Here is a 25098-nt window from a genome sequence, read left to right as displayed (position 1 = left end):
AGTGATGATATCCATTTCGTTGAATTTTAAGTGGTTAGTGATGTTTCTGGTTCTCATTATTGCTCACTAATACGGCGTAAACTGCACGCGGGAATCGCCCCGCAGATGGCCCATGATAACGGAGTATCAAAGGCAGGAAAACAGCGGTTAAACGACATTGCTGAAAGCCTCGCAACGCGTTGCTGTTCTGATATGTTCTAGCGGCGGCTGGCTGTAATACCGCAGTTTGGCGAACGTTTTCGCCTTCATTCTGTTTAAACGGTTAAATTCCAGGGTGTCTATGAGAAAGTGGGTACTGGTGGGCGTGCTGGCAGTGACGGGGTGCGTTTCTTTTCAACAGCTTGATGAGGGGTTGCGTGGCCTCGAGGGCCAGGATAAAACCGTCGCATTTAAAATATTAGGCTACCCCGATAATCAGCAAACGTTCGACGATACAAAAGTTTATACGTGGATAACGAACAGTATGGGAGCCGAGCCTTATATTTCGCCGCAAACGACCACCGGTACGGTCAACGGTAAACCGTTTGAGGCCACGACAACACAAACCACGTTTGTGCCGGTTAACTACAGCTGCAAAATTCAGATCTCTACCGACAGCAAAGGCATTATCAAAGACTATAAATACAACAGCACCGATCCCAGCGTGATGGGCTGCATGAACTACATTAAAAGCCTTAATAATTACTATAAAAGATAGATCCCGCCCGATCCGGCAACGTATTAGAGTTGCCGGATGTTGCGTTTAGACACATCTTTTTCACCCTGTTTTCAGGAACTCAATTTTCAGTGACTCACTTACCAGAAAACATCCCAACATCGGAGATAACCATGTTTTCAGCAGTCGGTCAGTCAAATCGCGTTCAGCCCGCCGCTTTTAACGCCAGCGGAAGGATTCACCCTGATATTAAAATTAAGCCACCGGTAAACGATCCCGTTCAGGCCCTGGCTAACCTGTTCCGTGATAACAAGCTTGCTTACCTGGGCGATGTGCATGGTCAGCTTGCGATCCCTGAATTTGTCGGCCATGCCATTCCCGAGTTGAAAAAGGCGGGTGTGGATCTGCTGGCGGTAGAGTTTGTGAAATACAGCGATAACGCCTTGTTTCGCGAAGCGCTGGCTCATGGCAAAGAGGCGACAAAAAACTTCATCATGAACGCCTGGTCAAAACACGGCGAGGCCTGGGTAGATAAGATTGCCGGGGCACTTTATGAAGCACACAAAGCTGGTATTTCCGTCGCCGGTATTGACCGCCATATTCCCGGCGCTGCGCCGAAAACGCCGATGGAAGCCATCAAATACATGAACAAACGGCTGGCACTCAATATTGCCTGGAACGCTGCGGCAGAAAAAGAAGAGCGTGCCATTGGCGCACGTAAAACGCTGGTTTGGGGCGGCGGCGGTCATTTTCACCATAGCCGTGAACAGGGCCCTAAAGATATGCGTCCCGGCCCTGTGGTTTCTTTCGACTCGAGTGATAAAGCCCCAGGCTGTTCGCTGAACGAGAAGGACGACAACAGCCACCTGGTGATTAATTTCCCGAAATAAAAAAACGGGGAATGGTGATTCCCCGTACTTTGTAGGCTCAGGAAGCAACCTGGAAAACGCTGACGGTTTCACGCAGAACGCGGGATTGCTTATCGAGAGAGGTTGCCGTGGAGGACGTCACCTCAACCAGCGCGACGTTCTGCTGCAGGTTTTTATCCATCTGCGCAACGGCCTGGGCAACCTCATTCACGCCGGTCGCCTGTTCTGCTGAGTTATGCGCAATTTCGTTCACAATGCTGTTCACCTGGCTGACGGTGGTTAAAATCTTGCTCATGGTTTCCGCCGCCTGATCGATCTCCTGCGCCCCGCTGTTTACCCGCTGCACTGAGCCGGTAATCAGGCCTTTTATTTCTTTCGCGGCGCTGGAAGAGCGTTGAGCAAGGGCTCGAACTTCAGTGGCGACAACGGCAAAACCCCGGCCTTGTTCACCCGCTCTGGCGGCCTCAACGGCGGCGTTCAGTGCCAGAATGTTGGTCTGGAAAGCGATCCCCTCGATCACGGAGGTAATGTCCGCAATACGTATGGATTCCTGAGTGATCTCCTCCATAGTACTAACGATCCCCTGCACCATTTCACTTCCCTGGGTGACTTCGCTGGCGGCAGAGCTGGCAAGTTTGCTGGCGTACTGCGCGCTTTCCGCATTGTTCCGCACCGTGCTCGCCACCTGGTCCATCGCTGCTGATGTTTGCTGCAGCGCCGCAGCCTGGTTCTCCGTTCTTGCAGAAAGCGAGCTACTTCCTTTGGCAATTTCCGCGCTGGCGCTCGCCACACTTTCTGCGTTCTGGCGAACTTCCAGCACCAGCTGGCGCAGCGCATTCTGCATATGGCTGAGCGAGGCCAGAATACTGCTGGAATCTTTTTTACGCAGCTCGGGCGTTTGCGTCAGATCTCCGGCGGCGATGGCGTTGGTCATACGCAGTAAATCAACCGGTTCACCGCCGAGGGAAAGCGTGATTTTGCGTGTGGTTGACCAGGTGATTAGCAGTCCAATCGCCACGGCAACCAGCGCCAGGGTAAGCATCAGAAGGTGAAATGTTCGCGCAATACCGCGCGCCGTATTAGCCAAAGCGTCGTTAAGCTGAGTCTCCATGTCGATAAAGCCGTTAATGGTGGCCAGCCAGTTAACAAAAGCAGGACGAGCCTGATTGAGGATGACCTGGCGCGCGCCCTCCACATCGCCTTTTTGCTGAAGAGCGATAATCTCATTCACCAGCGGGAGCGTTTGCTGCTCGGCCTCTTTTATCTTTTCGTACTGAGTACGCTCTTCGGGCGTCACGTCGCTGCCCTGGGCAAAGATGCCTTCCATCGGCTGAACGGAGGCCTGGTAATCCTGCTCCAACTTGCGGATGTGTTCCACAACGCCCTGCAGTTCGCCTGCCGGCACCAACGTCACGTCGCGGATGGCAATTGAACGGTCATGTACACTGCCCCTGAAATTAACGGCGTAGCGCTGTTTAACGTTATTGACATCGTTGATAGCGATCAACGCGTTGTTTATTTTATTTACCTGCATAATCGCCACCAGCGTCAGCATAATCAGCGTTAATAAAATAATGATAAAGCTGCCGCTTATTCGCGAACCTACGGAAAGGTTTTTAAACATAATAACTCTCTTTTAATTAATATTGAGCGTGATGTTAATGGTGTTGTCGGAGTATTTTCCTGTAGTAAATACAGGAGGGTAAGTTGTCTTGCTGGCTTACAGGGTGGAAAGGAAATTAATCTGCAGGCAAAAAGTTGTCAATAGGGTGGATTTTTAACGATGCGCGCAGTGTTGGTAGCGATGAAATACTTTATTCCATAACTAACAATGGTTTTTATTTTTGTTCTCCCTAAGCTAAATGAGGTTGTTTTTAGTTTGTGGTTTCACTTTATTTTTATGTTTTAAACTTGGCGTCGATGACTTGTAATCATTCACTCGGTACGTTCGTTACGTCTGCTAACAAAAGTTTATTATTTTTTTAATATTTAACTTTTTTACCTATTGATGAAAAAGGCCGAACCGGTATTTTAATGTTCACATTCCCGGAATATATAGAAATTAATAACAGTCATTCCCCTGCTTTTGATAGTGGAATACGGGCGGTAAAAATTTTTAATTACCTGGGAATAAATGCTCATTTCGTTCGTCCTATGTGCTCCAAAACTCAATGCCGTTTCATTATTGTGAGCCGATCCTATGCGAGAACCCCGTCCGTCTTTCTGCGCGATGTTTAAAAATTTACGCTACCCGCAGCAATTTTTACTGCGTGGCACCGTGATAGTCGCCATTCCGTTAGCCCTCTGCCTGCTGTTTGCCTGGGCGTGGGGGGCCCTGACGCCGGGACGTTTATCTCCCGACAAGCTGGTTAATGCGCTGGAAAAAACGGGAGGAGAGCACCCCGGCTATCGCCGCAATCATGCCAAAGGGGTCTGTGTGGTGGGATATTTTGACTCCAACGGTAGCGCCAGCGCGCTGTCGAAAGCAACGGTGTTCCTGCCGGGCAATACGCCGGTCATTGGCCGCCTGGCAATTGCTGGCGGTAACCCCAACGCGCCCGATGGTGCGGTGCCAGTGCGCAGTATGGCGCTGCAGTTTATCACCCGTGATGGCCAGGAGTGGCGTACCGGGATGAACGCGCTGCCGTTCTTTAGTGTCGCAACGCCGCAGGGCTTCTACGATCAGCAAATGGCGGGTATTCCCGATCCTAAAACGGGCAAACCTGATCCAGCCAAAATGAAAGCATTTATCAGCGCTCACCCGGAGGCAAAGCCGTTTTTTGCCTGGGTGAAGAGCTATGTGCCGACGTCGAGTTGGGCCAGTGACAGCTACAACAGCCTGAACGCCTTCTTATTTACCAATAAAACTGGGGACGTTCATGGCGTGCGCTGGAGTATGCAGTCGCAAACCCCCGGCGTGCCGGTGACGGCGGAGGACAAAGCGAATCCTTTGTTCCTGCAGCAGGACATCAAGCAGCGCCTGCAGCAGGGGCCGCTGAAATGGGATTTGATTATCAGCGTGGCTGAAAAGGGCGATGTGATTAACGATGCGACAAAAGCCTGGCCCGATAGCCACCAAAAACTTAATGCAGGCACGCTGGTGCTCACTACCGCACAAGATCAAGCTGACGGCAACTGCCGGGACATCAACTACGATCCTCTGATCTTGCCGGAAGGTATTTCTGGCTCAGACGATCCGCTGCTTAGCGCGCGCTCTGCGGCTTATTCATCATCCTTCAATCGCCGTACACATGAAGAAGCTCAGGTAAATAAAGGGGGCCGGTTATGAGCAAAGTGACGTATTTTCACCCTCTGCTGCGCGTCGTTCACTGGGCGATGGCGCTGATGATCGTGGCAATGCTGTTTATCGGCGTGGGGATGGTGTCCACGGTGTCGGCATTACACGCTTTTTTATACTCATTGCATAAACCGCTTGGCGTCGCCATTCTGCTGCTGGTTATACTGAGGGTTTATCTCCGCCTTCGTTATAAAACGCCGTCGCTCCCGGCGAATCTGCCGGGTTTTCAGGTAGCGCTGGCACATTTATCCCACTGGCTGCTCTATCTTCTGATGGTAGCCCAGCCGCTGGTAGGCTGGGCCATGCTCTCTGCCGCAGGCTATCCTGTGACGCTGGGGCCTGGCATCACGCTACCGGCGCTGGTGGCGAAAAATATTGAGCTTTATGCCGTGCTTCGGCCGCTGCATACCTGGCTTGCTCTGCTGCTGTTCGTCACCGTGATTCTGCATCTGACCGCCGCATTATTTCATGCGCTGCTATTGCGTGATGGCGTGTTCAGCAGCATGACGGGCTACAAAGGCCGGGGCTAACATCGCCAGTGGAGTAAATCATGTCAAAACTGAGCGAACAGGAAGTACGGGAAATGCTGCCGCATCTGCAGCGTTTCGCCCTATGGCTCACGCGCAATCCTCATGCCGCGGAGGATTTGGTGCAGTCCTGCCTTGAGAAAGCATTTACCCGCGAGAGGAATCTGGCGGTGAGGGAGAGTCTTCGCAGCTGGCTGTTCTCTATTCTCTACCGACAATTCATTGACGGCGAGCGGCGAAAAAGACGCTATCAGCGTATTTTGTCGCTGTTTACCGGCGATGAACACCCGGTGGCCGCGTCAACGGAGGAGATGCTGATCAACGACGATATGCTGGCGATGTTCAGCCAGCTTCCCGTGGAGCAGCGCGCACTACTGCTGCTCATCAGCGTAGAAGGTTTGAGCTATAAAGAGGCGGCTGAGTCGCTGGATATTCCGTTGGGAACCGTGATGTCGCGTTTGTCCCGAGCCAGAAAGCAGCTGCAAAAATGGGATGAAGGCACACCATCTACCCCGGCGTTAAGGAGATTAAAATGAAATCGCGCATACCTGACGAGCAGGATCTCCATGCCTGGGTTGACGGGCAACTGGATGACGAGCGCAAAAAGTGGGTGGAGCACTATTTGCAGCAGTACCCTGAGCAGGCCGCACAGGTCAAAAAATGGCAGGCCGATGCCCGGCGTTTGCGCCTGTCGCTGGATGAGTTTGTGCCGCAGGTTTCTGCCCCGGCATTTGACGTACAGCGGGCACGCCAGCAGATGCAACGTACCCGCCGGTGGCGATTAGCCGTTGCTTTTAGCTTTCTGTTTTCCGTCGGTATGGGCGGTGTGGCCGGGTGGCAGCTGCATGCCAGCGAAGTTATGCGGCAAATTCTGCCGATGGAAGACGCCGTGCAGGCCTATCGTCTGGTGAACAGCGGCAGCGTGAAAGCGCTGGACGTTGTGGCCAGCGATCGCGCGGAGGTGAACAACTGGATGAGCCGCTACTTTATTAACGGGGCGCTGGCACCAGACCTCGATAATTACGGTTTTACGCTGGTGGGCGGGCGCTTGATGGTGACCGAGCAGGGGCCGGCGGCGCTGGTGGTCTACCAGGACGCTCAGGGCACACGCGTGGCGTATTACATCCGGCCTTCCGGCATGTTTATGCTGGGGAAAGGGGAGCGCCAGGCCGATAACCTGACGGCGCAGTACTGGAGCGATCGCCGCTATAATTACGCGATGATAAGCCCGGCCAATGACAGCCAGACGGCGAGGTTACAACAGGCGATAGCACAGTACGCGGGGGATGCGCGAGCGATTTAATGCAGGCGCCATTTTATTCGCCAATGTCAGAAAAATATACCATTTTTGCCTGAAGGTCTTATCCTGAATGGAGTGAGGCGGCACTCGGATCCCCCGAAGCTGCCTCCGTCATTCCTGAAGGATAAAACATGGTATCTACACATATTGGCTTCCCGACCGAAACGGTAGCGGTATTTCTTGCGCTTTCGGTGGGTGCCATTTTTATCGACCTCTTTATGCACCGCAAAGACGAGCCCATCTCGCTGAAAAGTGCCGCATTGTGGTCGATATTCTGGGTTGCAGTGGCAATGCTTTTTGCCGGTTTTTTATATCTTCATCATGGCGCTGAAGTCGCCAGCCTGTTTGTCACCGGCTATGCGCTTGAGAAGGTGCTATCCGTCGATAACCTGTTCGTGATGATGGCGATTTTTGCCTGGTTCGGCATTCCCGATCGCTACCGGCACCGCGTGCTCTACTGGGGCGTTATCGGCGCGATTGTTTTCAGGGGCGTCTTTGTGGCTATCGGCACCGGGCTGCTGTCGCTCGGGCCTTATGTTGAAATCGTGTTTGCGCTGATTGTGGCGTGGACGGCGGTGATGATGCTCAGAGGCAACGATGGAGAGGACGAAGTTGAGGACTACTCTCAGCATCTGGCTTATCGGCTGGTAAAACGCTTTTTCCCTCTTTGGCCAAAGCTTGCCGGGCGCAAATTCCTGCTTAACCAGGCTGAGGTTGACCATGAGCTGGCGAAGCCAGAAAACCAGACCATCACCGTTGGGCGAGTAAAAAAAGCCACGCTGTATGCTACGCCGCTGATGCTTTGCGTGGCGGTGGTTGAGCTGTCTGACGTGATGTTCGCTTTTGATTCTGTCCCGGCCATTATTGCCGTCAGCCGTGAACCGCTGATCGTCTACAGCGCAATGATGTTTGCGATACTTGGCTTGCGTACCCTGTATTTTGTGCTGGAAGCGTTAAAACAGTATCTCGTTCACCTGGAAAAAGCGGTGGTGGTGCTGCTGTTCTTTATCGCCGTTAAGCTCGGGCTTAACGCCAGCGAACATATCTGGCACCACGGGTACAGCATCTCGGCTACCGCCAGCTTGTACGTTGTGTTGGGCGTGCTGGCCGTGGGCATCATCCTCAGCGTGATGTTCCCGGCAAAAGCGGAATCAAGTGACAGCAAGAACTAAATAAGATGAAGGACGCCTTCGGGCGAAGGCGTGAGGTTGCTGACAAAGAGGGAAAAAGCGTGGTTTTTCCCTCTTTGTGGCTATCAGCCGAAAATCAATGAATTGATTTTCTTTTTTTTGAAGAACCATCGTCTTGGTATTTCTTCTTTCGCCAGAGGTTTGTCAGCAGTCTGACGCCTTCGGGCGAGGGCGTGCTGATGACGAGACATCAGAGATGTTTGTCGAGGCGTAATCTTTCGATAGGTGAGCGACGACGAGATTTAGCGCGGTGGAAGTGGCGCCAGTGGTAATCCCTGGCTGCGGTCAGCAGCTCATAATCCCCTCTTGAATCCCCCCAGGCGCGCAAATGCAGCTGGTTAAGCGGGCCATAAATCTGTTCCAGACGCTGAATCTTTTGATCGCAGCGGCAGTTATGGCCGTTAATGCGGCCGGTTAATACGCCGTCCACCACTTCAAGCTGAGTGCCGATGAGCTTCACGCCCAGACGTTCGGCGAACGGCAGCAGCACGATGGCCGGAGACGCAGAGCACAGCGTAACTTCAGCGCCAGAACGCAGTTCAGCGGCAACCGCCATCAGCCCACGCGGGCGCATCATTTTTTCGAAGTTTTTCGCGCAATACACTTCGGCTTTATCCTTAACCCACTGCTCATTCACGCCGGTTAAGAAGGTTGAAATCAGGATCTCTTTTAATTCATCGCGGGTCAGTTTCCGGCGCAGGCATTTGAGCGTTGGAATGACCATACGCATCATCTTGCGCGCGAAGGTTTTGCGCCCAAAGGCAAACCGCAGGAACGGGACAAAGCTATCGCTATGGGTCAGCGTGCCGTCAAAATCAAAAACCGACAGGACGCCTGGCGAAGGATCATTCATAACAACCATAGATTCCCAACTTTCCTTTTTATCTGTTCGTCGCGAGGGCATCTTGCGAGCGATGGGGAAATTATAAACTTTTAAATCCCGCTACGGAAACCGCCGTGAAATGTGGTAGGGTAACCGAATGAACAGAAATCACACCCTGCTTATGGTTAGCCGCTGGTGGCTGTCTCTTTAGAGGCGGCAGGAATTCGTTCACCCTTTTCTAATAGCCGCCGGAAGGCGGCTATTTCATTTTAACTGTTCGCCCTCCGGCAAGATTTATCAGCCTCAGGAGGCCCTTATGAGCAGTTCACACACTTTGCAGCAAACCATCCTTACCGGTGACCGTCCAACCGGCCAGCTTCACCTTGGGCATTACGTCGGTTCACTGCGTAAGCGCATCCAGCTTCAGGATGAGCATCAGCAGTACATTTTGGTGGCCGACCTCCAGGGGTTAACTGACAACGGCAGCCGCCCGGAGAAAGTCGCCGAAAACATTCTGCAGGTGATGGCGGACTACCTGGCGGTTGGCATTGATCCGCAGAAAACCACAATCTGCCTGCAATCCTCTCTGCCAGCGCTGGCCGAACTCACCATGTTGTATATGAACATCGTGACCGTCGCCCGGCTGGAAAGAAACCCGACGGTAAAAAGCGAGATAGCCCAGAAGGGGTTTGCTCGCTCTTTGCCTTCTGGTTTTCTTGTCTATCCGATAAGCCAGGCCGCGGATATTACCGCATTTAAAGCCAGCCTGGTGCCGGTGGGGGACGATCAGCTGCCGATGATCGAACAGGCCAATGAAATTGTGCACAAAATGAATAGCCTGACGCCGACGCCGATATTAACCCCCTGCAAAGCGTTGCTCAGCCCGGTCAGCCGTCTGCCGGGCATTGACGGTAACGCTAAGATGTCAAAATCCCTGGGCAATACGCTCACCCTTTCCGCCAGTGAACAGCAGATTCATCAGGCCGTGAGCGCCATGTTTACCGACCCGGATCATCTGCGCGTCAACGACCCGGGAAAAATTGAAGGCAATGTGGTGTTTACCTATCTGGATGCTTTCCATGAAGACAAAGAGAAAGTTGAGGCGATGAAAGAGCACTACCAGCGCGGTGGGCTGGGGGATCGGCAGTGTAAAAACGAGCTGGAAACCTGTCTGCAAAACCTGCTGGCGCCGATCAGAGAGCGGCGAAATCGCTTTATCGAAGATAAGCCTTATTTGCTTGAGGTGCTGAAAGCCGGGAGTGAACAAGCGCGAGCGCTGACGCAGCAAACGGCGGACGAAGTGAAACGTGCGCTGGGGCTGCCGGTGCTATTTTAACGGCAGAAGGGCGCGTGAGGCATACTCAGATGAGTGATTATGGATTACCATTATTGCGAAACTTTCGCGAACATTCACAGGGACAGCCCATCAGATGCGTTATTCAGCCGCAGCACTTCTTCCTATGCTGGTTTTACTCTCCGCCTGTAGCAGTAAGCCGAAAACCGCCGAGCAGCAGACAACCAGCGGCACGCCGTCTGGCGGTTTCCTGCTCCAGCCGCAGCACGATGTCTTTATGCAAACCGGTGATTTTGCCTACAACCCGGAAGCAGAGAAGTTCATCGACAAAATGGTGAATGAGCATGGTTTTGACCGTCGCCAGCTGCATGAAGTGTTGTCCCAGGCCAAACGCCTGGATTACGTGCTGCGCCTGATGGATCAGCAGGCACCGACAACCGCACCGCCAGCCGGGCCGAACGGGGCGTGGCTACGCTATCGCGCTAAATTCATCACGCCGGATAATGTACAAAACGGCGTTAAGTTCTGGAACCAGTATGAATCAGCCCTGAACCGCGCGTACCAGGTTTATGGCGTACCGCCGGAAATCATCGTCGGGATCATCGGGGTTGAAACCCGCTGGGGCCGCGTGATGGGGAAAACGCGCATTGTGGATGCTCTCGCGACGCTCGCCTTTGCCTACCCGCGCCGCGCGCAATACTTTGCTGGTGAGCTGGAAACCTTCCTGCTGATGGCGCGTAATGAAGGGGACGATCCGCTGGCGCTGAAAGGCTCCTTCGCCGGAGCAATGGGCTACGGGCAGTTCATGCCTTCCTCATTCAAAGAGTACGCGGTGGACTTCAACGGCGACGGGCACGTGAACCTATGGGATCCGGAAGATGCTATCGGCAGCGTGGCGAACTATTTCAAAGCGCACGGCTGGGAAAAGGGCGACATGGTTGCCGTGCCGGCCAATGGGCAGGTACCGGGGCTGGCTAACGGCTTCAACACCAAATACTCCGTGGCGGCGCTGGGCCAGTCCGGCCTGAGCCCGCAGGGTGCTTTGGGCAACCATCAGGAAGTGAGCCTGCTGCGCCTGGATATGGGCGACCGTTATCAGTACTGGTACGGGCTGCCAAACTTCTACGCCATTACCCGCTACAACCACAGCACCCACTACGCGATGGCGGTGTGGCAATTAGGGCAGGCCGTCGCGCTGGCTCGCGTTCAGTAATACGTTTTATCGCCCCCGTTTGGGGGCGATAAAGGCGTTTCTCAAATACCTGCCTGGTGAAAATCATGCAGGTTAATTGCCCCCAGCAGCCTGCCGTTTTCATCCACGACCGGTGCCGCGCTAATGCGTTTTTTCATCAGCATCTCTTTGGCATCTATCGCCCGGGTTTCGGCATTTAGCACCGTGCCATTCTTCGTCATGGCATCTTTGATTCCGGCTTCCAGCTTACCGCCGCCCACTAGCCAGCGACGCAGGTCGCCATCGGTAAAGACGCCGGCAACTTGCTGCGCTTTGTCGCAGACGGCAACCAGCCCCAGGCCTGTGCGGCTTAGCTCCAGCATGGCATCCATGACGGAGGCGCTGTCCGCCACCTGTGGGAGCTGCTCGTGGGTGCGCATCAGATGATGAACCCGATTTAACAAACGGGCGCCTAACGCACCGGCAGGGTGTGAACGCGCAAAGTCCTCTTCGTTAAAGCCGCGCTCCTGCATGACGGCCATGGCCAGTGCATCCCCCATCATTAATGTATTAACCGCGCTGGAGGTCGGCGCAAGGCGCATCGGGCAGGCTTCACGCTCTACCGAAATATCTACGGTGGCAAAGGCCGCTTTCGCCAGCGGCGACTCAGCTTTGCCGGTAATAGCAATCAGCTTAACGGCCTTTTCCTGCAGGCGAGGAATAATTAAATCCAGCTCTTTCGCATGGCCGGAATAGGAGATAAACAGCAGGATGTCGCGGCTTTCGATCATCCCCAAATCGCCGTGTAACGCTTCGGCGGGGTGAACGAAGAAGGCGGGCGTGCCGGTGCTGGCAAAGGTGGCGGCAATTTTCTTTCCGATATGCCCGGACTTGCCCATGCCGGAAACAATCACTTTCCCCTGACAGGTGAGCACGGCGTTGGCGGCGGCGACAAAATCTTCGCCAAGTCTGTCCGGCAGGCGGCTCGCTTCCTGTAATTCCAGCAGCAGGGTTTCTCGCGCGGCGTCAATCATTCGCTGATTCATCTTCTTCTCCGGTAACAATCACTTTCACGCCTTTTTCACGCAGCGCGGTGAGGAATTCGTGGCTAATGCCGCCGTCGGTGATGATGGTATCGACTCTCTCCAGCCCGCAGACAATATTCGGGCTTTTGCGGCCAAACTTTGAGGAGTCGGCCATCAGGATCACTTCACGCGCCGCGTTGCACATCGCTTTGCTGACGGTATAAACCTCGTTGTAGGTTGTGACCCCGGCGGTGAGATCGATGCCATCGGTGCCCATGAAGAGCCTGTCAAAGCTGAAGTGTTCGAAGGCGTTTTCCGCCAGTTGGCCATGAAACGAGGCTGATTTCTTACGGAAGGTGCCGCCGGGCATTAGGATGGTTTGTTCGTTGTCCAGCTCAGACAGCGCGTTGACGATATGCAGGCTGTTGGTCATCACCGTAATGTTATTGAAGTGCTGGAGCAGCGGGACCAGCTGCAAAACGGTGCTGCCCGCATCCAGAATAATGGAATCGCCATCGTGGATGTACTTGACCGCTGCCTCGGCAATTTGCTGTTTTTGCTGCGTATTGATCAGCGTTTTGTGGTCAATGGGCGGATCGGGTTCGTCTTTACTGAGCACTACGCCGCCATAGGTGCGAATCACGGTGCCAGCCGTTTCAAGCAGCACCAAATCTTTACGGATCGTGGTGCCGGTGGTTTGAAAATGCTGGGCGAGATCTTCCACCGAGCATTTTCCCTGCTTTTGCAGATGTTCCAGGATCGCCGCCTGTCGCTGACGTGGTTTCATAGGCTCTTATTACCTTGCAATAAATTTCGATTCGGTAATTTCGCAAGCAATAAGCATTCGAAACGAAATTAACCCTGTTTCAGTTTAAGCGCTAATGATAGAGCATTCTGACAATCACGATCATGGGGAAAGATCACATCGGGCTGCAATTCCTGCCGATTCATGCCGTGTAACTGCATTACAGGCTGTGGGAGGGCAAAAACCGTCAGGCCTTTCATTATCAGGCTGTCGCGGACGTTTTGCCGCTCATCAAAGGCGAGGGCAATGACCACTCTGGGCCGAAAACGCCCGGATGAACGGCCAACACCAACGGTACCCTGCTGGCAGAGCCGGTCAAAGGCCCGATTAAAACGGCGAATTTGCCAGCCGCCGAGCAGTAGCTGGCTTAGCCAGGCGAGCGCCGCCAGGGCGATCAGTGCATTCATCATGTATCCTCCTTTGGGCAGCCTCTGGCTGAGGGCCAGAGGCAACCGGTGACCTGATAGTTAAAACATAACCTGCCCGCCGGTGACGTTGATCGACTGTCCGGTACAGTAAGAGGCTTTATCGCTGGCGTAAAACAGGAGCGTGTTAAGCACGTCCTGATAGTCACAGCCGCGTTTTAAGGGGACCTTGTCGATGTAGTATTGCTCTACTTCGTCAGCAGGAATGCCGAGTTTTTCCGCGTACTGCGGCAGCAGAGACTGGAACATTGGCGACTTGAGCAGGTTACCCAACATGAGCGCATGCACCGTGATGCCGTATTCCGCCAGATCAAGAGCAAGAGATTGCGTCAGCCCCACGCCACCAAATTTCGCCGCGCTGTAGCCGGAGTTGTGCTTGCTGCCGACCTTGCCGGACTTAGAGTTAATCTGGATGATGCGGCCTTTAATCCCGTCGCGGATCATCAGGCGGGAGAACTCCCTGGCGCACAGGAAGTAGCCCACAAGATTTACCTGCAGCGAGCGGTCAAAATCCCCCAGAGCGAAATCACCAATAAACGCCGCTTTGGCGATGCCCGCACTGTAAACCAGCAAATCGACCTGGCCAAAAATCTCATCCACGCCGTGAGCCAGCGCGGTAACGCTTTGCTCGCTGGTGGCGTCCGAGCCAAATCCCCAGGCAGAACCCGGCCCGTACTGGTCGTTAATTTCCTGCGCGACGCGGGCCGCTTTCTCACTTTGAATATCCACCACGGCAACTTTGTAGCCTTCCTGGGCCAGCCCATGGCAGAGAAACGCCCCGAGCGTTTGTCCCCCACCGATGACAACGGCAACCTGATTCATGTTTTACTCCTTTGATTAAATGACAATGTTTATGCAACAAACTTCAGCTGGCAGCCGGGTTTAATGCCCTGAGGCAGCGGGCCATTGACGTGTACGGTGCCTGGGTATTCCGCCCGTGCTTCACCATCGAAGCGCAGGGTGATGTGCCCGAGCTCCTGCAAGTTTTGCTGGGCCACGTCGCCGACGGCGGTGACGGCGTAATGCTGGCCATTGAGTTCAAAGTGGATACCTGGCTTTAGCTGGCCGGTCAGCTCGCCGTGGCAGTGGATAAAGCAGTAATCCTGAATATCCGCCGGGGCGCCCTCCCGAAAGGTAATAAGCATGTTGTCTGCCAGCGCCTCGCGCGCGCACTCTCCAATCTGGATGATGGTGGTCTGGTAAATGATCTGCATAGGGCTTTCCTTTATTGGTAGATGAAGCCGGACACCAGCCAGGCGATTAACACGGTGGGGGCGCCCGTTAAAAAGCGCCCGACCAGCACAGAAGGCACGCCGACGCGTACCGTTTCCTGCCGGGCTTCTGCCAGAGACAGGCCAACAGGAATAAAATCGCAGGCGGCCTGGGCGTTAATGGCGAACAGCGCGGGCAGCGCCAGGTGAGGAGGGATATGTCCGAGGCCAATCTGCACCCCAATCAGCACGCCGATGACCTGCGCAATCACCGCCCCCGGGCCGAGGAAAGGTGACAGCAGGGGGAAGGAACAAATGAGAGCGAGCGTAATCAGGCCGAGGGGGTTGTTGGCCAGCGGGGCCAGGCCGTGGGCAATCCAGTCCCCTAAGCCGGACGCCATGATAATGCCAATCAGCGCAGACACGAAGGCCATAAAAGGCAGAATTGTTTTCAGAACCGTGTCGATAGTGTCGCGTCCCGCCTGAAACAGCACGGCGACGGCTGAACCCATTCCCATACCGACTTTGGCCAGCAGGCCGTCGCTTTGTTCGGTGATTTTTTTGCTGGCGTCGTAGTCCCTAGCTGGTGCAGGTTTGCGTTCGGCCTGCGGTTCGCCATCGGCCCAGCTAATGTTTTCTTCCCGGACGCCTGAAACGTAAATATCTTCAACGATGTACTGCGCCAGGGGACCGGATTTGCCGGTGGCGTGGATATTGATGGTCGGGATGCGGCGTTTGGGGTAGAGCCCACAGCGCAGCGTGCCCCCGCAGTCTATGATTGCCAGCGCGATTTCTGCCTCCGGCGGCTCGCCGTCTTTAAAACCGTCTACCGCCTGGCAGCCTGTCATTTCGCTTAACTTGTCGACGATTGCCGGGCGTGTGCCCGCCGTGATGTAAACGATCTTTTTGCTCGGATCGACCGGGACGATCAGCGGCCCACCCCATCCACCCTGGCCTTTTTCAATACGAATGCTTTGAGTCATGATTTTTCCTTAAAGGCGGACCTGGCGTTCCAGCTCAATGCCCATTTTTTTCTCGAAAATCGAGGTGGTGAGATCGGTTATCCAGCCGCGGAAGAAGTTGGTAACCAGCCCAACCAGCAAATAGCTCACTGCAAGCGGGGCCAGCGGCAGGCCCAGCGTCGTTAACCCGCTGGCAATCCCCAGATAAACAAACAGTTCGCCAGGATTGATGTGGGGGAACAGGCCGTTCATGGAATGGCAGCTATACGACGCCGCGGCGTAATAGCTCGGCTTGTACTTCTCAGGCATAAAGCGCCCCAGACTTAGCGTCATCGGATTGCAGAACACGAAAGTGCCGATGCAGGGCAGCAAGAGGTAACGCGAAACTGGGTTGCCGGCGCAGCGCTGCGCCATGCGTTCAATGCGGTGCTGGCCGATAAAGTTAATCAGCGCGTTCATTATCACCAGCAGGCTTATCAGCAGAGGGAGAATGCCGGTAACCATACCGGTAAAGACCTCTCCGCCTTTCTGAAACAGGCCAATAAACCACTCCGCCCCGTGGGTAATCATGTCGATCATTTCTGTCTCCTGTAGGGTTATCTGCTCACCGCTGTTCCCGGTGGTGGTTCATATTAATCATTTTGAAATGCGTAAATATGTTATTTGGATCTCATTGTGAAATATAAACCTATCAGTTTGAAAGATTATTGGGTGATGAAAAAGGTAAAAGAATGACGTTCTGATTGACCGAAGGGGAAAATGTGCTTGATTGAGGGTTCGTTTATGCCGAGGTGTAAAACAGGAATTTACAAGGACTATTGGGTAGATTATGTTATGTTATAACGAAACAATATTGGTGCCGGTATGCCTGTTACAGCTCCTTCTTCACTGTTCAGCCTTTCCGGGCTGCTTCGCGCAGCCCTTGTCGCGCTGCTGATCCTCGGCCTGTGGGGCGCCATTCATTGGGCGGTTATCCTGCCATGATCGAATTGCAGAATCTCGAGCTGGGCTATTACGGCAACGTAGTGGTGTCGGCTCTCAGCGGCCAATTCCGGCGCGGCAGCATGACGGCAGTGATCGGGGCGAACGGCTGCGGTAAATCGACGTTGTTAAAAACCCTGGCCGGGCTACTGCCTCCCATTTCTGGCAGCGTAAAGTTTCAGGACAATATGCGCCCGCGAATTGCCTGGCTACCGCAGTTAGGGGAGATGGATCGGCAATTTCCCGCCACGGTTTATGACGTGGTTTGTATGGGGAGCTGGCCGGGACGCGGGCTGTTTTCCGGCCTTCGTCGCCAGCACCGTGAACGCGTGCTGGAAGCGATTGAGCGCGTGGGATTAAGTGAGCATTACCTGCGGCCGATTGATGTGCTCTCAGGGGGACAGTTTCAACGCATGCTGTTTGCTCGCCTGCTGGTTCAGGACGCACCGCTGGTCCTGCTTGATGAGCCGTTCACCGGCGTGGATGCGCAGACCAGTGAATTTTTAATGGAACTGATGTGCCAGATGCACCGGGATGGCAAGACGCTTATCAGCGTGCTGCATAACAACGAGCTGGTACGCCGGCATTTTCCTGAAGTCTTGCTGCTCACCCCGGAGGGTTACCAGTGGGGTAACGCCGACGAAGCCTTAGCGCAATATGCTTCCTTTCGCCCACGCCTGGTACAAACTGCATGATTTATCACCTTTTTATTGAGCCGTTTGTGGCTTACGGCTTTATGCGCCGCGCGCTGGTGGCCTGCCTGTCGCTTTCTCTGAGTACCGTTCCGCTCGGCATTTTTCTTCTGCTTCGTCGTATGAGTCTGGTGGGTGACGCGCTTTCTCATGCCATTTTACCCGGCGTTGCCGTGGGTTATCTGGTTGCCGGTATGTCTCTGGTGGCAATGGGCATTGGTGGGTTTGTCGCTGGCGTGCTGGTGGCTTTACTTTCCGGCTGGGTTAGCGCCCGGACGCCGTTAAAAGAAGATGCCAGCTTTGCCGGATTCTACCTTGGGTCGCTGGCACTCGGCGTGACGTTGATATCATTGCGCGGTTCAAGCGTTGACCTGCTGCACCTGCTATTTGGCTCAATTCTCGCCGTGGATGGTGAGGCTATTAAGTTTGTGGGGCTCATTGCAAGCGTGACGCTGATTGCACTGGCGCTGCTTTATCGCGGCCTGGTGCTGGAGTCGTTTGACCGCAGCTTTTTACAGGTGAACAACCGGCTGCTGCCGTCGCTGATACACGGCACGTTTTTGGCGCTGCTGGTGCTTAACCTGGTGGCCGGTTTCCAAATCCTCGGCACATTAATGTCCGTTGGCCTGATGATGCTCCCCGCCATTGCCGCGCGCTGCTGGGCTAATACATTGCCGGGCTCGATCGCTCTTGCCGTGGTGTGTGGCCTGATTTGTGCCTGGTTAGGGCTGGTGTGGTCTTTCTACGCCTCGTTACCCGCCGGGCCGGCCATTGTGCTTACCGCGAGCGTCGCATTCTTTATCTCAATACTTTTCGGACCGCGCAGCGTGCTTGCAGGGAGCCTGCTGCGTAGGAAATTGGCAATCATAAAGGGGGTTAAATGAAACGTTTAGGGATTGGTATTGCGCTGGCTCTGGCGCTCTCCAGCCAGATGGCTGCAGCGAAAACGCTGAATGTAGTGGCAAGTTTTACCGTGCTGGCCGACATGGCTAAACAGGTTGGCGGCGACCACGTCAAAGTCACCAGCCTGGTGGGGCCGGATGGCGACCCGCATAGCTTTGAACCTTCGCCGAAAGACAGTGTCGCGCTGCGTAATGCGGATGTGGTGATTGTGAGCGGGCTCGGCATGGAAGGGTGGATGGATCGCCTGGTGACTGCGTCCGGCTACAAGGGCAAAGTTATCGTGGCTTCCCAGGGGATTAACACCCGCAGCATGGAAGAAGACGGTAAATCAATCACTGACCCACATGCGTGGAACAGCGCGGCAAACGGGGCAATCTACGCCGAAAATATCTCTGCGGCGCTGGTTGCTGCCGATCCACAGGATGCAGCGGCTATCCGTAAAAGCGGCGATAGCTATGCAGCTCGCCTGAAGCAGCTAGACGACTGGGCGAAAAAACGCTTTGCGGATGTGCCGCAGGCTAAACGCAAGGTACTGACCAGCCATGATGCATTTGGCTACTTTGGCGAGGCTTACGGCGTCACGTTCCTGGCCCCAGTGGGCTTTTCCACTGAAGCTCAGGCCAGCGCCAGCGACGTTGCATCTCTGATTAAACAGTTGAAAGATGAACATATCTCAACCTACTTCATCGAAAATCAGACCGACCCACGTCTGGTGAAGCAAATTGCCAGCGCGACCGGCGCTAAGCCCGGCGGTGAGCTTTATCCTGAGGCGCTTTCAGGCCCAGGCGGCCCGGCAAGTACCTACGAAAAGGCGTTCAAGCACAACGTGAACACCATCGCCAACAGCATGAAGTAGTTTTTCTCCCGGCCAGCTTTCGCTGGCCGTTCCATTTCTGGAATCCTTCCCGAGTATCCCGATGTAATCCCCTGCAACGCCCGTAAAGTGCTATCGTGTTGGCTAATGATATGTCTACAATCGGAGCCAGCATGACAGACAGCGCATTGTTTGAGCTAAGCCAGCGGGTAGGGAATGGCCTTGGGCAGCTTGGGGCCACCGTGACTACTGCAGAATCTTGTACCGGCGGCTGGATCGCGAAAGTGATTACTGACGTTGCCGGCAGCTCAGCCTGGTTTGAGCGGGGCTTTGTGACCTACAGCAATGAAGCCAAACATCAGCTGATCGGCGTGAACGAAACCACGCTGGAAGCCTATGGCGCCGTCAGTAAAGGCGTGGTGCTTGAGATGGCTCAGGGAGCGCTTGCCGCTGCGAAAGCGGATTATGCGGTTTCTGTCAGCGGTATCGCCGGGCCAGATGGCGGCACGCCAGAAAAACCGGTCGGTACGGTGTGGTTTGGTTTTGCGGATAAGCACGGCAGAACGCTGGCAAAAGTGCAGCGCTTTGACGGCGACCGCGATGCCGTTCGCCGCCAGGCCACGGAATTCGCCCTACAGAGCCTATGGGACGATTTTCTAAAAAATAAACTTGATACTGTATGACTGTACAGTATAATTGCCTCAACGAAACAGTATTGAGAACGCGGGGTTGCGAATTATCGCATCACTCAGCATGACAGGAGTAGAAATGGCTATCGACGAAAACAAACAGAAGGCGTTAGCGGCAGCACTGGGCCAGATTGAAAAGCAATTTGGTAAAGGCTCCATCATGCGCTTGGGTGAAGACCGCTCCATGGACGTGGAAACGATCTCTACCGGTTCACTTTCTCTGGATATCGCGCTGGGCGCCGGCGGCCTGCCAATGGGCCGTATCGTAGAAATTTACGGGCCTGAATCTTCCGGTAAAACAACGCTGACCCTGCAGGTTATTGCGGCCGCACAGCGAAGCGGTAAAACCTGTGCGTTCATCGATGCCGAGCACGCGCTGGACCCGGTTTATGCCAAAAAGCTGGGCGTTGATATCGACAACTTGCTGTGTTCCCAGCCGGATACCGGTGAGCAGGCGCTGGAAATCTGTGACGCGCTGGCACGTTCAGGTGCGGTTGACGTCATCATCGTTGACTCCGTTGCGGCGCTGACGCCGAAAGCGGAAATCGAAGGTGAAATCGGCGACTCTCACATGGGCCTTGCGGCACGTATGATGAGCCAGGCAATGCGTAAGCTGGCGGGTAACCTGAAACAGTCCAACACGCTGCTGATCTTCATCAACCAGATCCGTATGAAAATTGGCGTGATGTTCGGTAACCCGGAAACCACGACCGGTGGTAACGCGCTGAAATTCTACGCGTCTGTCCGTCTCGACATTCGTCGTATCGGTGCAGTGAAGGATGGCGAAAACGTCGTCGGTAGCGAAACCCGCGTGAAGGTAGTGAAAAACAAAATTGCCGCGCCATTTAAACAGGCTGAATTCCAAATCCTCTACGGCGAAGGCATCAACTTCTACGGTGAGCTGGTTGACCTCGGCGTGAAGCACAAGCTGATTGAAAAAGCGGGTGCATGGTACAGCTACAACGGTGAAAAAATCGGTCAGGGCAAGGCAAACGCCAGCAACTTCCTGAAAGAGAACAAGCCGATGGCGGAAGAAATTGAGAAGAAACTGCGCGAAATGCTGCTGAATAACCAGGACAGCACGCCGGACTTCACGGTTGATGACCACGACGAAGATGCGGTCGAAACTAACGAAGACTTCTAAAAAAAGACAAAGGGCTGCTAACGTGGCCCTTTGTGCTTTCTCTCTCCTGATATCGATCTTTGCCACACGACCCTATGTCCGACAACACCGCTTCTCCCCGCCGCAGCCCTTTTGCCCGCCTTTTAGATAAGGCGACCCGTATTCTTGCCATGCGTGACCACAGCGAATATGAGCTGCGCCGTAAGCTGGCAACGCCTTCTGCCTTTGCGGCAAAATTTGCTAAAGAGGACGAGCCTGAGGTCACTCAGGAAGATATTGATAAGGTTATTGCCTGGTGTTACGAACACCGCTGGCTGGACGACGTGCAGTTTGCGTCACGTTTTATTGCCAGCCGCAGTCGGAAAGGGTATGGACCGCAGCGTATTCGGCAAGAACTGAAGCAAAAGGGCATCGAACGGGCCATTGGGGAGTCTGCGATGATGGCCTGTGAGATTGACTGGCAGCCGCTGGCGCGCGAACTGGCCGAACGCAAATTTGGCTCGCCGCTGCCAACAGAGTGGCAGATGAAGGCGAAAGTGCAGCGTTTTCTTCTCTATCGTGGCTTCTTTATGGAAGACATTCAGGAGATCTGGCGAAATTTTGCTGATTAGGGCCACACTGGATTTTACTTCCCTCGCCAGAAAACTTATCTTATTCCCACTTTTTTCCAGGTAAGCTGGCCTGAGCCGTCTGCGTTACGGCCGTCATGGCAGCTTTACAACTCTTCGTTAGCTTGATTCCAGGATAATTATGAGCAAGAGCACCGCTGAGATCCGTCAGGCGTTTCTCGATTTTTTCCATAGTAAAGGCCACCAGGTTGTAGCGAGTAGCTCCCTGGTCCCGAACAACGATCCGACTTTGCTGTTTACCAATGCCGGGATGAACCAGTTCAAGGATGTTTTCCTGGGCCTCGACAAACGTAACTATTCCCGCGCTACAACGTCTCAGCGTTGTGTCCGCGCAGGCGGCAAGCACAACGATCTGGAAAACGTCGGTTACACCGCGCGTCACCATACCTTCTTCGAGATGCTGGGTAACTTCAGCTTTGGCGACTATTTCAAACACGATGCGATTAACTTTGCCTGGGAACTGCTGACTGGCGAAAACTGGTTTGCGCTGCCGAAAGAACGCCTGTGGGTGACCGTCTACGAGACCGATGACGAAGCCTATGAGATCTGGGAAAAAGAAGTGGGTGTGCCGCGGGAGCGCATTATTCGCATTGGCGATAATAAAGGCGCAGCCTTCGCATCTGATAACTTCTGGCAGATGGGTGACACTGGCCCTTGCGGTCCTTGCACCGAGATTTTCTACGATCATGGCGATCACATTTGGGGCGGCCCTCCGGGAAGTCCTGAAGAAGATGGCGATCGCTACATTGAGATCTGGAACATCGTGTTCATGCAGTTCAACCGTCAGATCGACGGCACGATGCTGCCTCTGCCAAAACCTTCTGTAGATACCGGTATGGGTCTGGAGCGTATTGCAGCTGTTCTGCAGCACGTTAATTCCAACTACGATATCGACCTGTTCAAAAAGCTGATTCAGTCCGTTGCCGAAGTGACCGGCGCGACCGATCTGTCGAACAAATCCCTGCGCGTTATTGCGGACCACATTCGTTCATGTGCATTCCTGATCGCGGATGGTGTAACGCCTTCTAACGAAAACCGCGGTTACGTTCTGCGTCGCATCATTCGTCGCGCTATTCGCCACGGCAACATGCTGGGTGCGAAAGACACCTTCTTCTATAAGCTGGTTGGCCCGCTAGTCGAAGTCATGGGTTCCGCAGGCGAAGAGCTGGCCAAACAGCAGGCGCTGGTTGAGCAGGTTCTGAAAACCGAAGAAGAGCAGTTTGCCCGCACGCTGGAGCGTGGTCTCGCACTGCTGGATGACGAACTGGCGAAGCTGAAGGGCGACACGCTGGATGGCGAAACCGCTTTCCGCCTGTATGACACCTACGGCTTCCCTGTGGACCTGACGGCTGACGTGTGCCGCGAGCGCAACATCAAAGTTGACGAAGCCGGCTTTGAAGCCGCAATGGAAGAGCAGCGTCGTCGCGCGCGCGAGTCAAGCGGTTTTGGCGCAGACTACAACAGCATGATCCGCGTGGATTCTGCGTCTGAATTTAAAGGCTATGACAGCCTCGACCTGAACGCGAAAGTGACCGCGCTGTTCGTTGACGGCAAATCCGTTGACCAGATTACTGCTGGTCAGGATGCTGTCGTGGTGCTGAACGAGACGCCATTCTATGGTGAGTCCGGCGGCCAGGTTGGCGATAAAGGTACCGTCAAAGGTAACGGCGTTGATTTCGCGGTTGGCGATACTCAGAAATACGGCCAGGCCATCGGCCACCTGGGCAAGCTGGTTTCCGGCGTGCTGAAAGTCGGCGACAGCGTGGAAGCGAAAGTTGATGAAGCTCGTCGCGCTCGTATTCGTCTGAACCACTCCGCAACGCACCTTCTGCATGCCGCACTGCGTCAGGTACTTGGTACCCATGTTGCTCAGAAAGGCTCCTTGGTAAACGACAAAGGCCTGCGCTTCGACTTCTCTCATTTTGAAGCGATGAAGCCGGCTGAAATCCGCGCCGTAGAAGATATCGTTAACGCGCAGATTCGCCGCAACCTGCCTGTTGAGACCAACGTCATGGATCTCGAAGCAGCGAAAGCGAAGGGCGCAATGGCGCTGTTTGGCGAGAAATATGATGACCACGTGCGTGTGCTGAGCATGGGGGACTTCTCCACCGAGCTGTGTGGCGGTACTCACGCATCCCGTACGGGCGACATCGGTCTGTTCCGCATTGTTGCGGAGTCCGGTACGGCGGCTGGGGTGCGTCGTATTGAAGCCGTGACTGGCGAAGGCGCACTGGCCAATCTCCATGCGCAAAGCGACCAGCTGCACGACATCGCTCAACTGCTGAAAGGCGACAGCCAGAACCTGAACGAGAAAGTCCGTTCGGTGCTGGAACGTACCCGCCAGCTGGAAAAAGAGCTGCAACAGTTGAAAGAACAGCAGGCTTCGCAGGAGAGCGCAAACCTCTCCAGCAAAGCGGTTGAAGTAAAAGGCGTTAAATTACTGGTAAGCGAGCTGAGCAACGTCGAGCCTAAGATGTTGCGCACCATGGTCGATGACCTGAAAAATCAGCTCGGCTCCGCCGTAATTGTTCTGGCCACCGTGGCAGAAGGGAAAGTGTCTCTGATTGCTGGTGTCTCCAAAGAGGTGACCGACCGCGTGAAAGCGGGGGAACTGGTGGGGATGGTTGCACAGCAGGTAGGCGGCAAAGGGGGCGGTCGTCCTGATATGGCTCAGGCGGGTGGTACAGACGCAGCGGCATTGCCGGGCGCACTGGCCGGCGTTGAGGCCTGGGTTACGGCAAAACTCTGAAAATAACTAAAAGTGTAATTGCGCCATAACTGTTCTCAGTTATGGCGTACTACCATTTACACACTATCAATAATGATAAAGTCAGGTTGAAGTTGTGTATATCGGCTAAACTTAGATATAACAGAGTGTAATGCTATGACAGAGTGCGTGTTATCTATTTGTCATTCGTTACGAATTCGCGTTATATGATGGATAATGCCGGGATACAGAGACCCGACTCTTTTAATCTTTCAAGGAGCAAAGAATGTTAATTCTGACTCGTCGAGTTGGTGAGACCCTTATGATTGGGGATGAGGTGACCGTGACTGTGCTTGGGGTAAAAGGCAACCAGGTCCGTATCGGTGTTAACGCCCCGAAGGAAGTCTCTGTACACCGCGAAGAAATCTACCAACGTATCCAGGCTGAAAAATCCCAGCAAACGAATTTCTAAAAATATCGCGCCTCGCTGAAATCTACAGCGAGGCGCACCTCTTCTGCCTGCTGTTTCCTTTCTCTCCCGTTAACGTCATTTTTGCTTCGCTTATCAGCGTGCCGTTTCTGCGCGCGTATTGCCGTTTGCCTGTTGATAAAACACTCTTTTTGTCTCCAAATTACGCTAATCGAGCGTGATTTGTGCAATCGATAGCGAGTAGGGAAAAATTGTTTGACTTATAAGTCCCAGAAAGTAATATGTGCGCCACGCAGCGACGAGAAGCTCTTACGAGTAACTCGAAGCACTCGAAAGAGGCGTGTGGTGAGGTGGCCGAGAGGCTGAAGGCGCTCCCCTGCTAAGGGAGTATGCGGTCAAAAGCTGCATCCGGGGTTCGAATCCCCGCCTCACCGCCATTTTGCATCCGTAGCTCAGCTGGATAGAGTACTCGGCTACGAACCGAGCGGTCGGAGGTTCGAATCCTCCCGGATGCACCATTCTTCTCCGGTATTGCCTGAGAGTGTAGGTAGTACTGAGTCAGCAGTAAAAGCAGT

At 54.2% G+C, this 25098-nt stretch carries 26 protein-coding genes and 2 tRNA genes; 19 read left to right on the top strand and 9 right to left on the bottom strand.

Features of this window, described 5'->3' with window-relative positions:
- Positions 1–280 precede the first annotated feature (280 nt).
- Positions 281–697, top strand: coding sequence for a hypothetical protein (locus tag ACR6JA_RS13060; RefSeq protein ID WP_494493633.1), 417 nt, complete (start codon positions 281–283; stop codon positions 695–697).
- 131 nt (positions 698–828) lie between these two features.
- Complete coding sequence (locus tag ACR6JA_RS13055) at positions 829–1545, top strand: Type III secretion system effector HopBA1 (RefSeq protein ID WP_213715255.1); 717 nt, start codon at positions 829–831, stop codon at positions 1543–1545.
- A 37-nt stretch (positions 1546–1582) separates the two neighbouring features.
- Here the strand turns inward: ACR6JA_RS13055 and ACR6JA_RS13050 are convergent, their stop codons facing one another.
- Complete coding sequence (locus tag ACR6JA_RS13050) at positions 1583–3148, bottom strand: methyl-accepting chemotaxis protein (protein WP_494493632.1); 1566 nt, start codon at positions 3146–3148, stop codon at positions 1583–1585.
- A gap of 576 nt (positions 3149–3724) precedes the next feature.
- Between ACR6JA_RS13050 and ACR6JA_RS13045 the strand changes: the two genes are divergently transcribed.
- The 5 genes from ACR6JA_RS13045 (at position 3725) to ACR6JA_RS13025 (ending at position 7821) form a co-directional block, all read left to right on the top strand.
- Positions 3725–4813: a catalase family peroxidase gene (locus ACR6JA_RS13045; protein ID WP_494493631.1), complete on the top strand. Its 1089-nt coding sequence runs from the start codon at positions 3725–3727 to the stop codon at positions 4811–4813.
- Positions 4810–5352, top strand: a complete 543-nt coding sequence (locus ACR6JA_RS13040) for a cytochrome b (protein WP_494493630.1) — start codon at positions 4810–4812, stop codon at positions 5350–5352. Before ACR6JA_RS13045 ends, ACR6JA_RS13040 begins: the two co-directional genes overlap by 4 nt.
- A gap of 20 nt (positions 5353–5372) precedes the next feature.
- A complete protein-coding gene (locus tag ACR6JA_RS13035) occupies positions 5373–5885 on the top strand; it encodes an RNA polymerase sigma factor (RefSeq protein WP_494493629.1) in 513 nt (170 codons plus the stop codon).
- Positions 5882–6652 (top strand): anti-sigma factor family protein, encoded by a 771-nt coding sequence (locus tag ACR6JA_RS13030; protein WP_494493628.1) that lies wholly within the window; start codon positions 5882–5884, stop codon positions 6650–6652. The genes ACR6JA_RS13035 and ACR6JA_RS13030 overlap by 4 nt, the downstream gene beginning before the upstream one ends.
- Before the next feature lie 128 nt (positions 6653–6780).
- Positions 6781–7821, top strand: coding sequence for a TerC/Alx family metal homeostasis membrane protein (locus ACR6JA_RS13025; protein ID WP_494493627.1), 1041 nt, complete (start codon positions 6781–6783; stop codon positions 7819–7821).
- A gap of 208 nt (positions 7822–8029) precedes the next feature.
- Here ACR6JA_RS13025 and ACR6JA_RS13020 read toward each other — a convergent pair whose 3' ends face one another.
- A complete protein-coding gene (locus ACR6JA_RS13020; RefSeq protein ID WP_008458304.1) occupies positions 8030–8701 on the bottom strand; it encodes an HAD-IB family hydrolase in 672 nt (223 codons plus the stop codon).
- Between the two features lie 277 nt (positions 8702–8978).
- Between ACR6JA_RS13020 and trpS the strand changes: the two genes are divergently transcribed.
- Positions 8979–9998 carry a tryptophan--tRNA ligase gene (gene trpS, locus ACR6JA_RS13015; protein ID WP_213716828.1) on the top strand — a complete coding sequence of 340 codons (1020 nt, stop codon included), beginning with the start codon at positions 8979–8981 and terminating at the stop codon, positions 9996–9998.
- A 94-nt stretch (positions 9999–10092) separates the two neighbouring features.
- A complete protein-coding gene (mltB, locus tag ACR6JA_RS13010) occupies positions 10093–11169 on the top strand; it encodes a lytic murein transglycosylase B (protein ID WP_034809051.1) in 1077 nt (358 codons plus the stop codon).
- A 41-nt stretch (positions 11170–11210) separates the two neighbouring features.
- Here the strand turns inward: mltB and gutQ are convergent, their stop codons facing one another.
- The 7 genes from gutQ to srlA all read right to left on the bottom strand — a co-directional run bounded on the left by gutQ (position 11211) and on the right by srlA (position 16134).
- Positions 11211–12173, bottom strand: coding sequence for an arabinose-5-phosphate isomerase GutQ (gene gutQ / locus ACR6JA_RS13005; RefSeq protein WP_213716826.1), 963 nt, complete (start codon positions 12171–12173; stop codon positions 11211–11213).
- Positions 12154–12939 (bottom strand): glucitol operon DNA-binding transcriptional repressor SrlR, encoded by a 786-nt coding sequence (gene srlR / locus ACR6JA_RS13000; RefSeq protein WP_213716824.1) that lies wholly within the window; start codon positions 12937–12939, stop codon positions 12154–12156. Before srlR ends, gutQ begins: the two co-directional genes overlap by 20 nt.
- A gap of 68 nt (positions 12940–13007) precedes the next feature.
- On the bottom strand, positions 13008–13367 hold the full coding sequence (gene gutM / locus ACR6JA_RS12995; protein WP_494493626.1) for a transcriptional regulator GutM: 360 nt from the start codon (positions 13365–13367) through the stop codon (positions 13008–13010).
- A gap of 57 nt (positions 13368–13424) precedes the next feature.
- On the bottom strand, positions 13425–14204 hold the full coding sequence (gene srlD / locus ACR6JA_RS12990; protein ID WP_008458279.1) for a sorbitol-6-phosphate dehydrogenase: 780 nt from the start codon (positions 14202–14204) through the stop codon (positions 13425–13427).
- Positions 14205–14233: 29 nt separating this feature from the next.
- A complete protein-coding gene (gene srlB, locus ACR6JA_RS12985) occupies positions 14234–14596 on the bottom strand; it encodes a PTS glucitol/sorbitol transporter subunit IIA (RefSeq protein ID WP_494493625.1) in 363 nt (120 codons plus the stop codon).
- A gap of 11 nt (positions 14597–14607) precedes the next feature.
- A complete protein-coding gene (srlE, locus tag ACR6JA_RS12980; RefSeq protein ID WP_336709857.1) occupies positions 14608–15576 on the bottom strand; it encodes a PTS glucitol/sorbitol transporter subunit IIB in 969 nt (322 codons plus the stop codon).
- Between the two features lie 9 nt (positions 15577–15585).
- Positions 15586–16134, bottom strand: coding sequence for a PTS glucitol/sorbitol transporter subunit IIC (gene srlA / locus ACR6JA_RS12975; protein WP_008458272.1), 549 nt, complete (start codon positions 16132–16134; stop codon positions 15586–15588).
- A 401-nt stretch (positions 16135–16535) separates the two neighbouring features.
- Between srlA and ACR6JA_RS12970 the strand changes: the two genes are divergently transcribed.
- The 10 genes from ACR6JA_RS12970 (at position 16536) to ACR6JA_RS12925 (ending at position 25041) form a co-directional block, all read left to right on the top strand.
- The gene (locus ACR6JA_RS12970; protein ID WP_494493624.1) at positions 16536–17231 is read left to right on the top strand and encodes a metal ABC transporter ATP-binding protein; all 696 of its coding nucleotides are present in this window, start codon (positions 16536–16538) and stop codon (positions 17229–17231) included.
- Complete coding sequence (locus ACR6JA_RS12965) at positions 17228–18112, top strand: metal ABC transporter permease (protein WP_494493623.1); 885 nt, start codon at positions 17228–17230, stop codon at positions 18110–18112. Before ACR6JA_RS12970 ends, ACR6JA_RS12965 begins: the two co-directional genes overlap by 4 nt.
- Positions 18109–18987, top strand: coding sequence for a metal ABC transporter substrate-binding protein (locus ACR6JA_RS12960; RefSeq protein WP_213716811.1), 879 nt, complete (start codon positions 18109–18111; stop codon positions 18985–18987). Before ACR6JA_RS12965 ends, ACR6JA_RS12960 begins: the two co-directional genes overlap by 4 nt.
- A gap of 131 nt (positions 18988–19118) precedes the next feature.
- Positions 19119–19628, top strand: a complete 510-nt coding sequence (gene pncC / locus ACR6JA_RS12955; RefSeq protein WP_166868356.1) for a nicotinamide-nucleotide amidase — start codon at positions 19119–19121, stop codon at positions 19626–19628.
- A gap of 85 nt (positions 19629–19713) precedes the next feature.
- Positions 19714–20778 carry a recombinase RecA gene (recA, locus tag ACR6JA_RS12950; protein ID WP_008458263.1) on the top strand — a complete coding sequence of 355 codons (1065 nt, stop codon included), beginning with the start codon at positions 19714–19716 and terminating at the stop codon, positions 20776–20778.
- A 74-nt stretch (positions 20779–20852) separates the two neighbouring features.
- Positions 20853–21368 carry a regulatory protein RecX gene (locus tag ACR6JA_RS12945; RefSeq protein WP_213716809.1) on the top strand — a complete coding sequence of 172 codons (516 nt, stop codon included), beginning with the start codon at positions 20853–20855 and terminating at the stop codon, positions 21366–21368.
- Between the two features lie 139 nt (positions 21369–21507).
- Positions 21508–24135 (top strand): alanine--tRNA ligase, encoded by a 2628-nt coding sequence (gene alaS, locus ACR6JA_RS12940; RefSeq protein ID WP_008458259.1) that lies wholly within the window; start codon positions 21508–21510, stop codon positions 24133–24135.
- A gap of 244 nt (positions 24136–24379) precedes the next feature.
- On the top strand, positions 24380–24565 hold the full coding sequence (gene csrA, locus ACR6JA_RS12935) for a carbon storage regulator CsrA (RefSeq protein ID WP_008458257.1): 186 nt from the start codon (positions 24380–24382) through the stop codon (positions 24563–24565).
- A gap of 302 nt (positions 24566–24867) precedes the next feature.
- A tRNA-Ser gene (locus ACR6JA_RS12930) sits at positions 24868–24960 on the top strand.
- Positions 24961–24964: 4 nt separating this feature from the next.
- Positions 24965–25041 (top strand) — tRNA-Arg (locus ACR6JA_RS12925).
- The last annotated feature ends 57 nt before the right edge of the window (positions 25042–25098 follow it).

This window comes from Cedecea sp. B1(4) (genome assembly GCF_059414925.1).
This window is presented reverse-complemented; position numbering and strand designations above follow the sequence as displayed.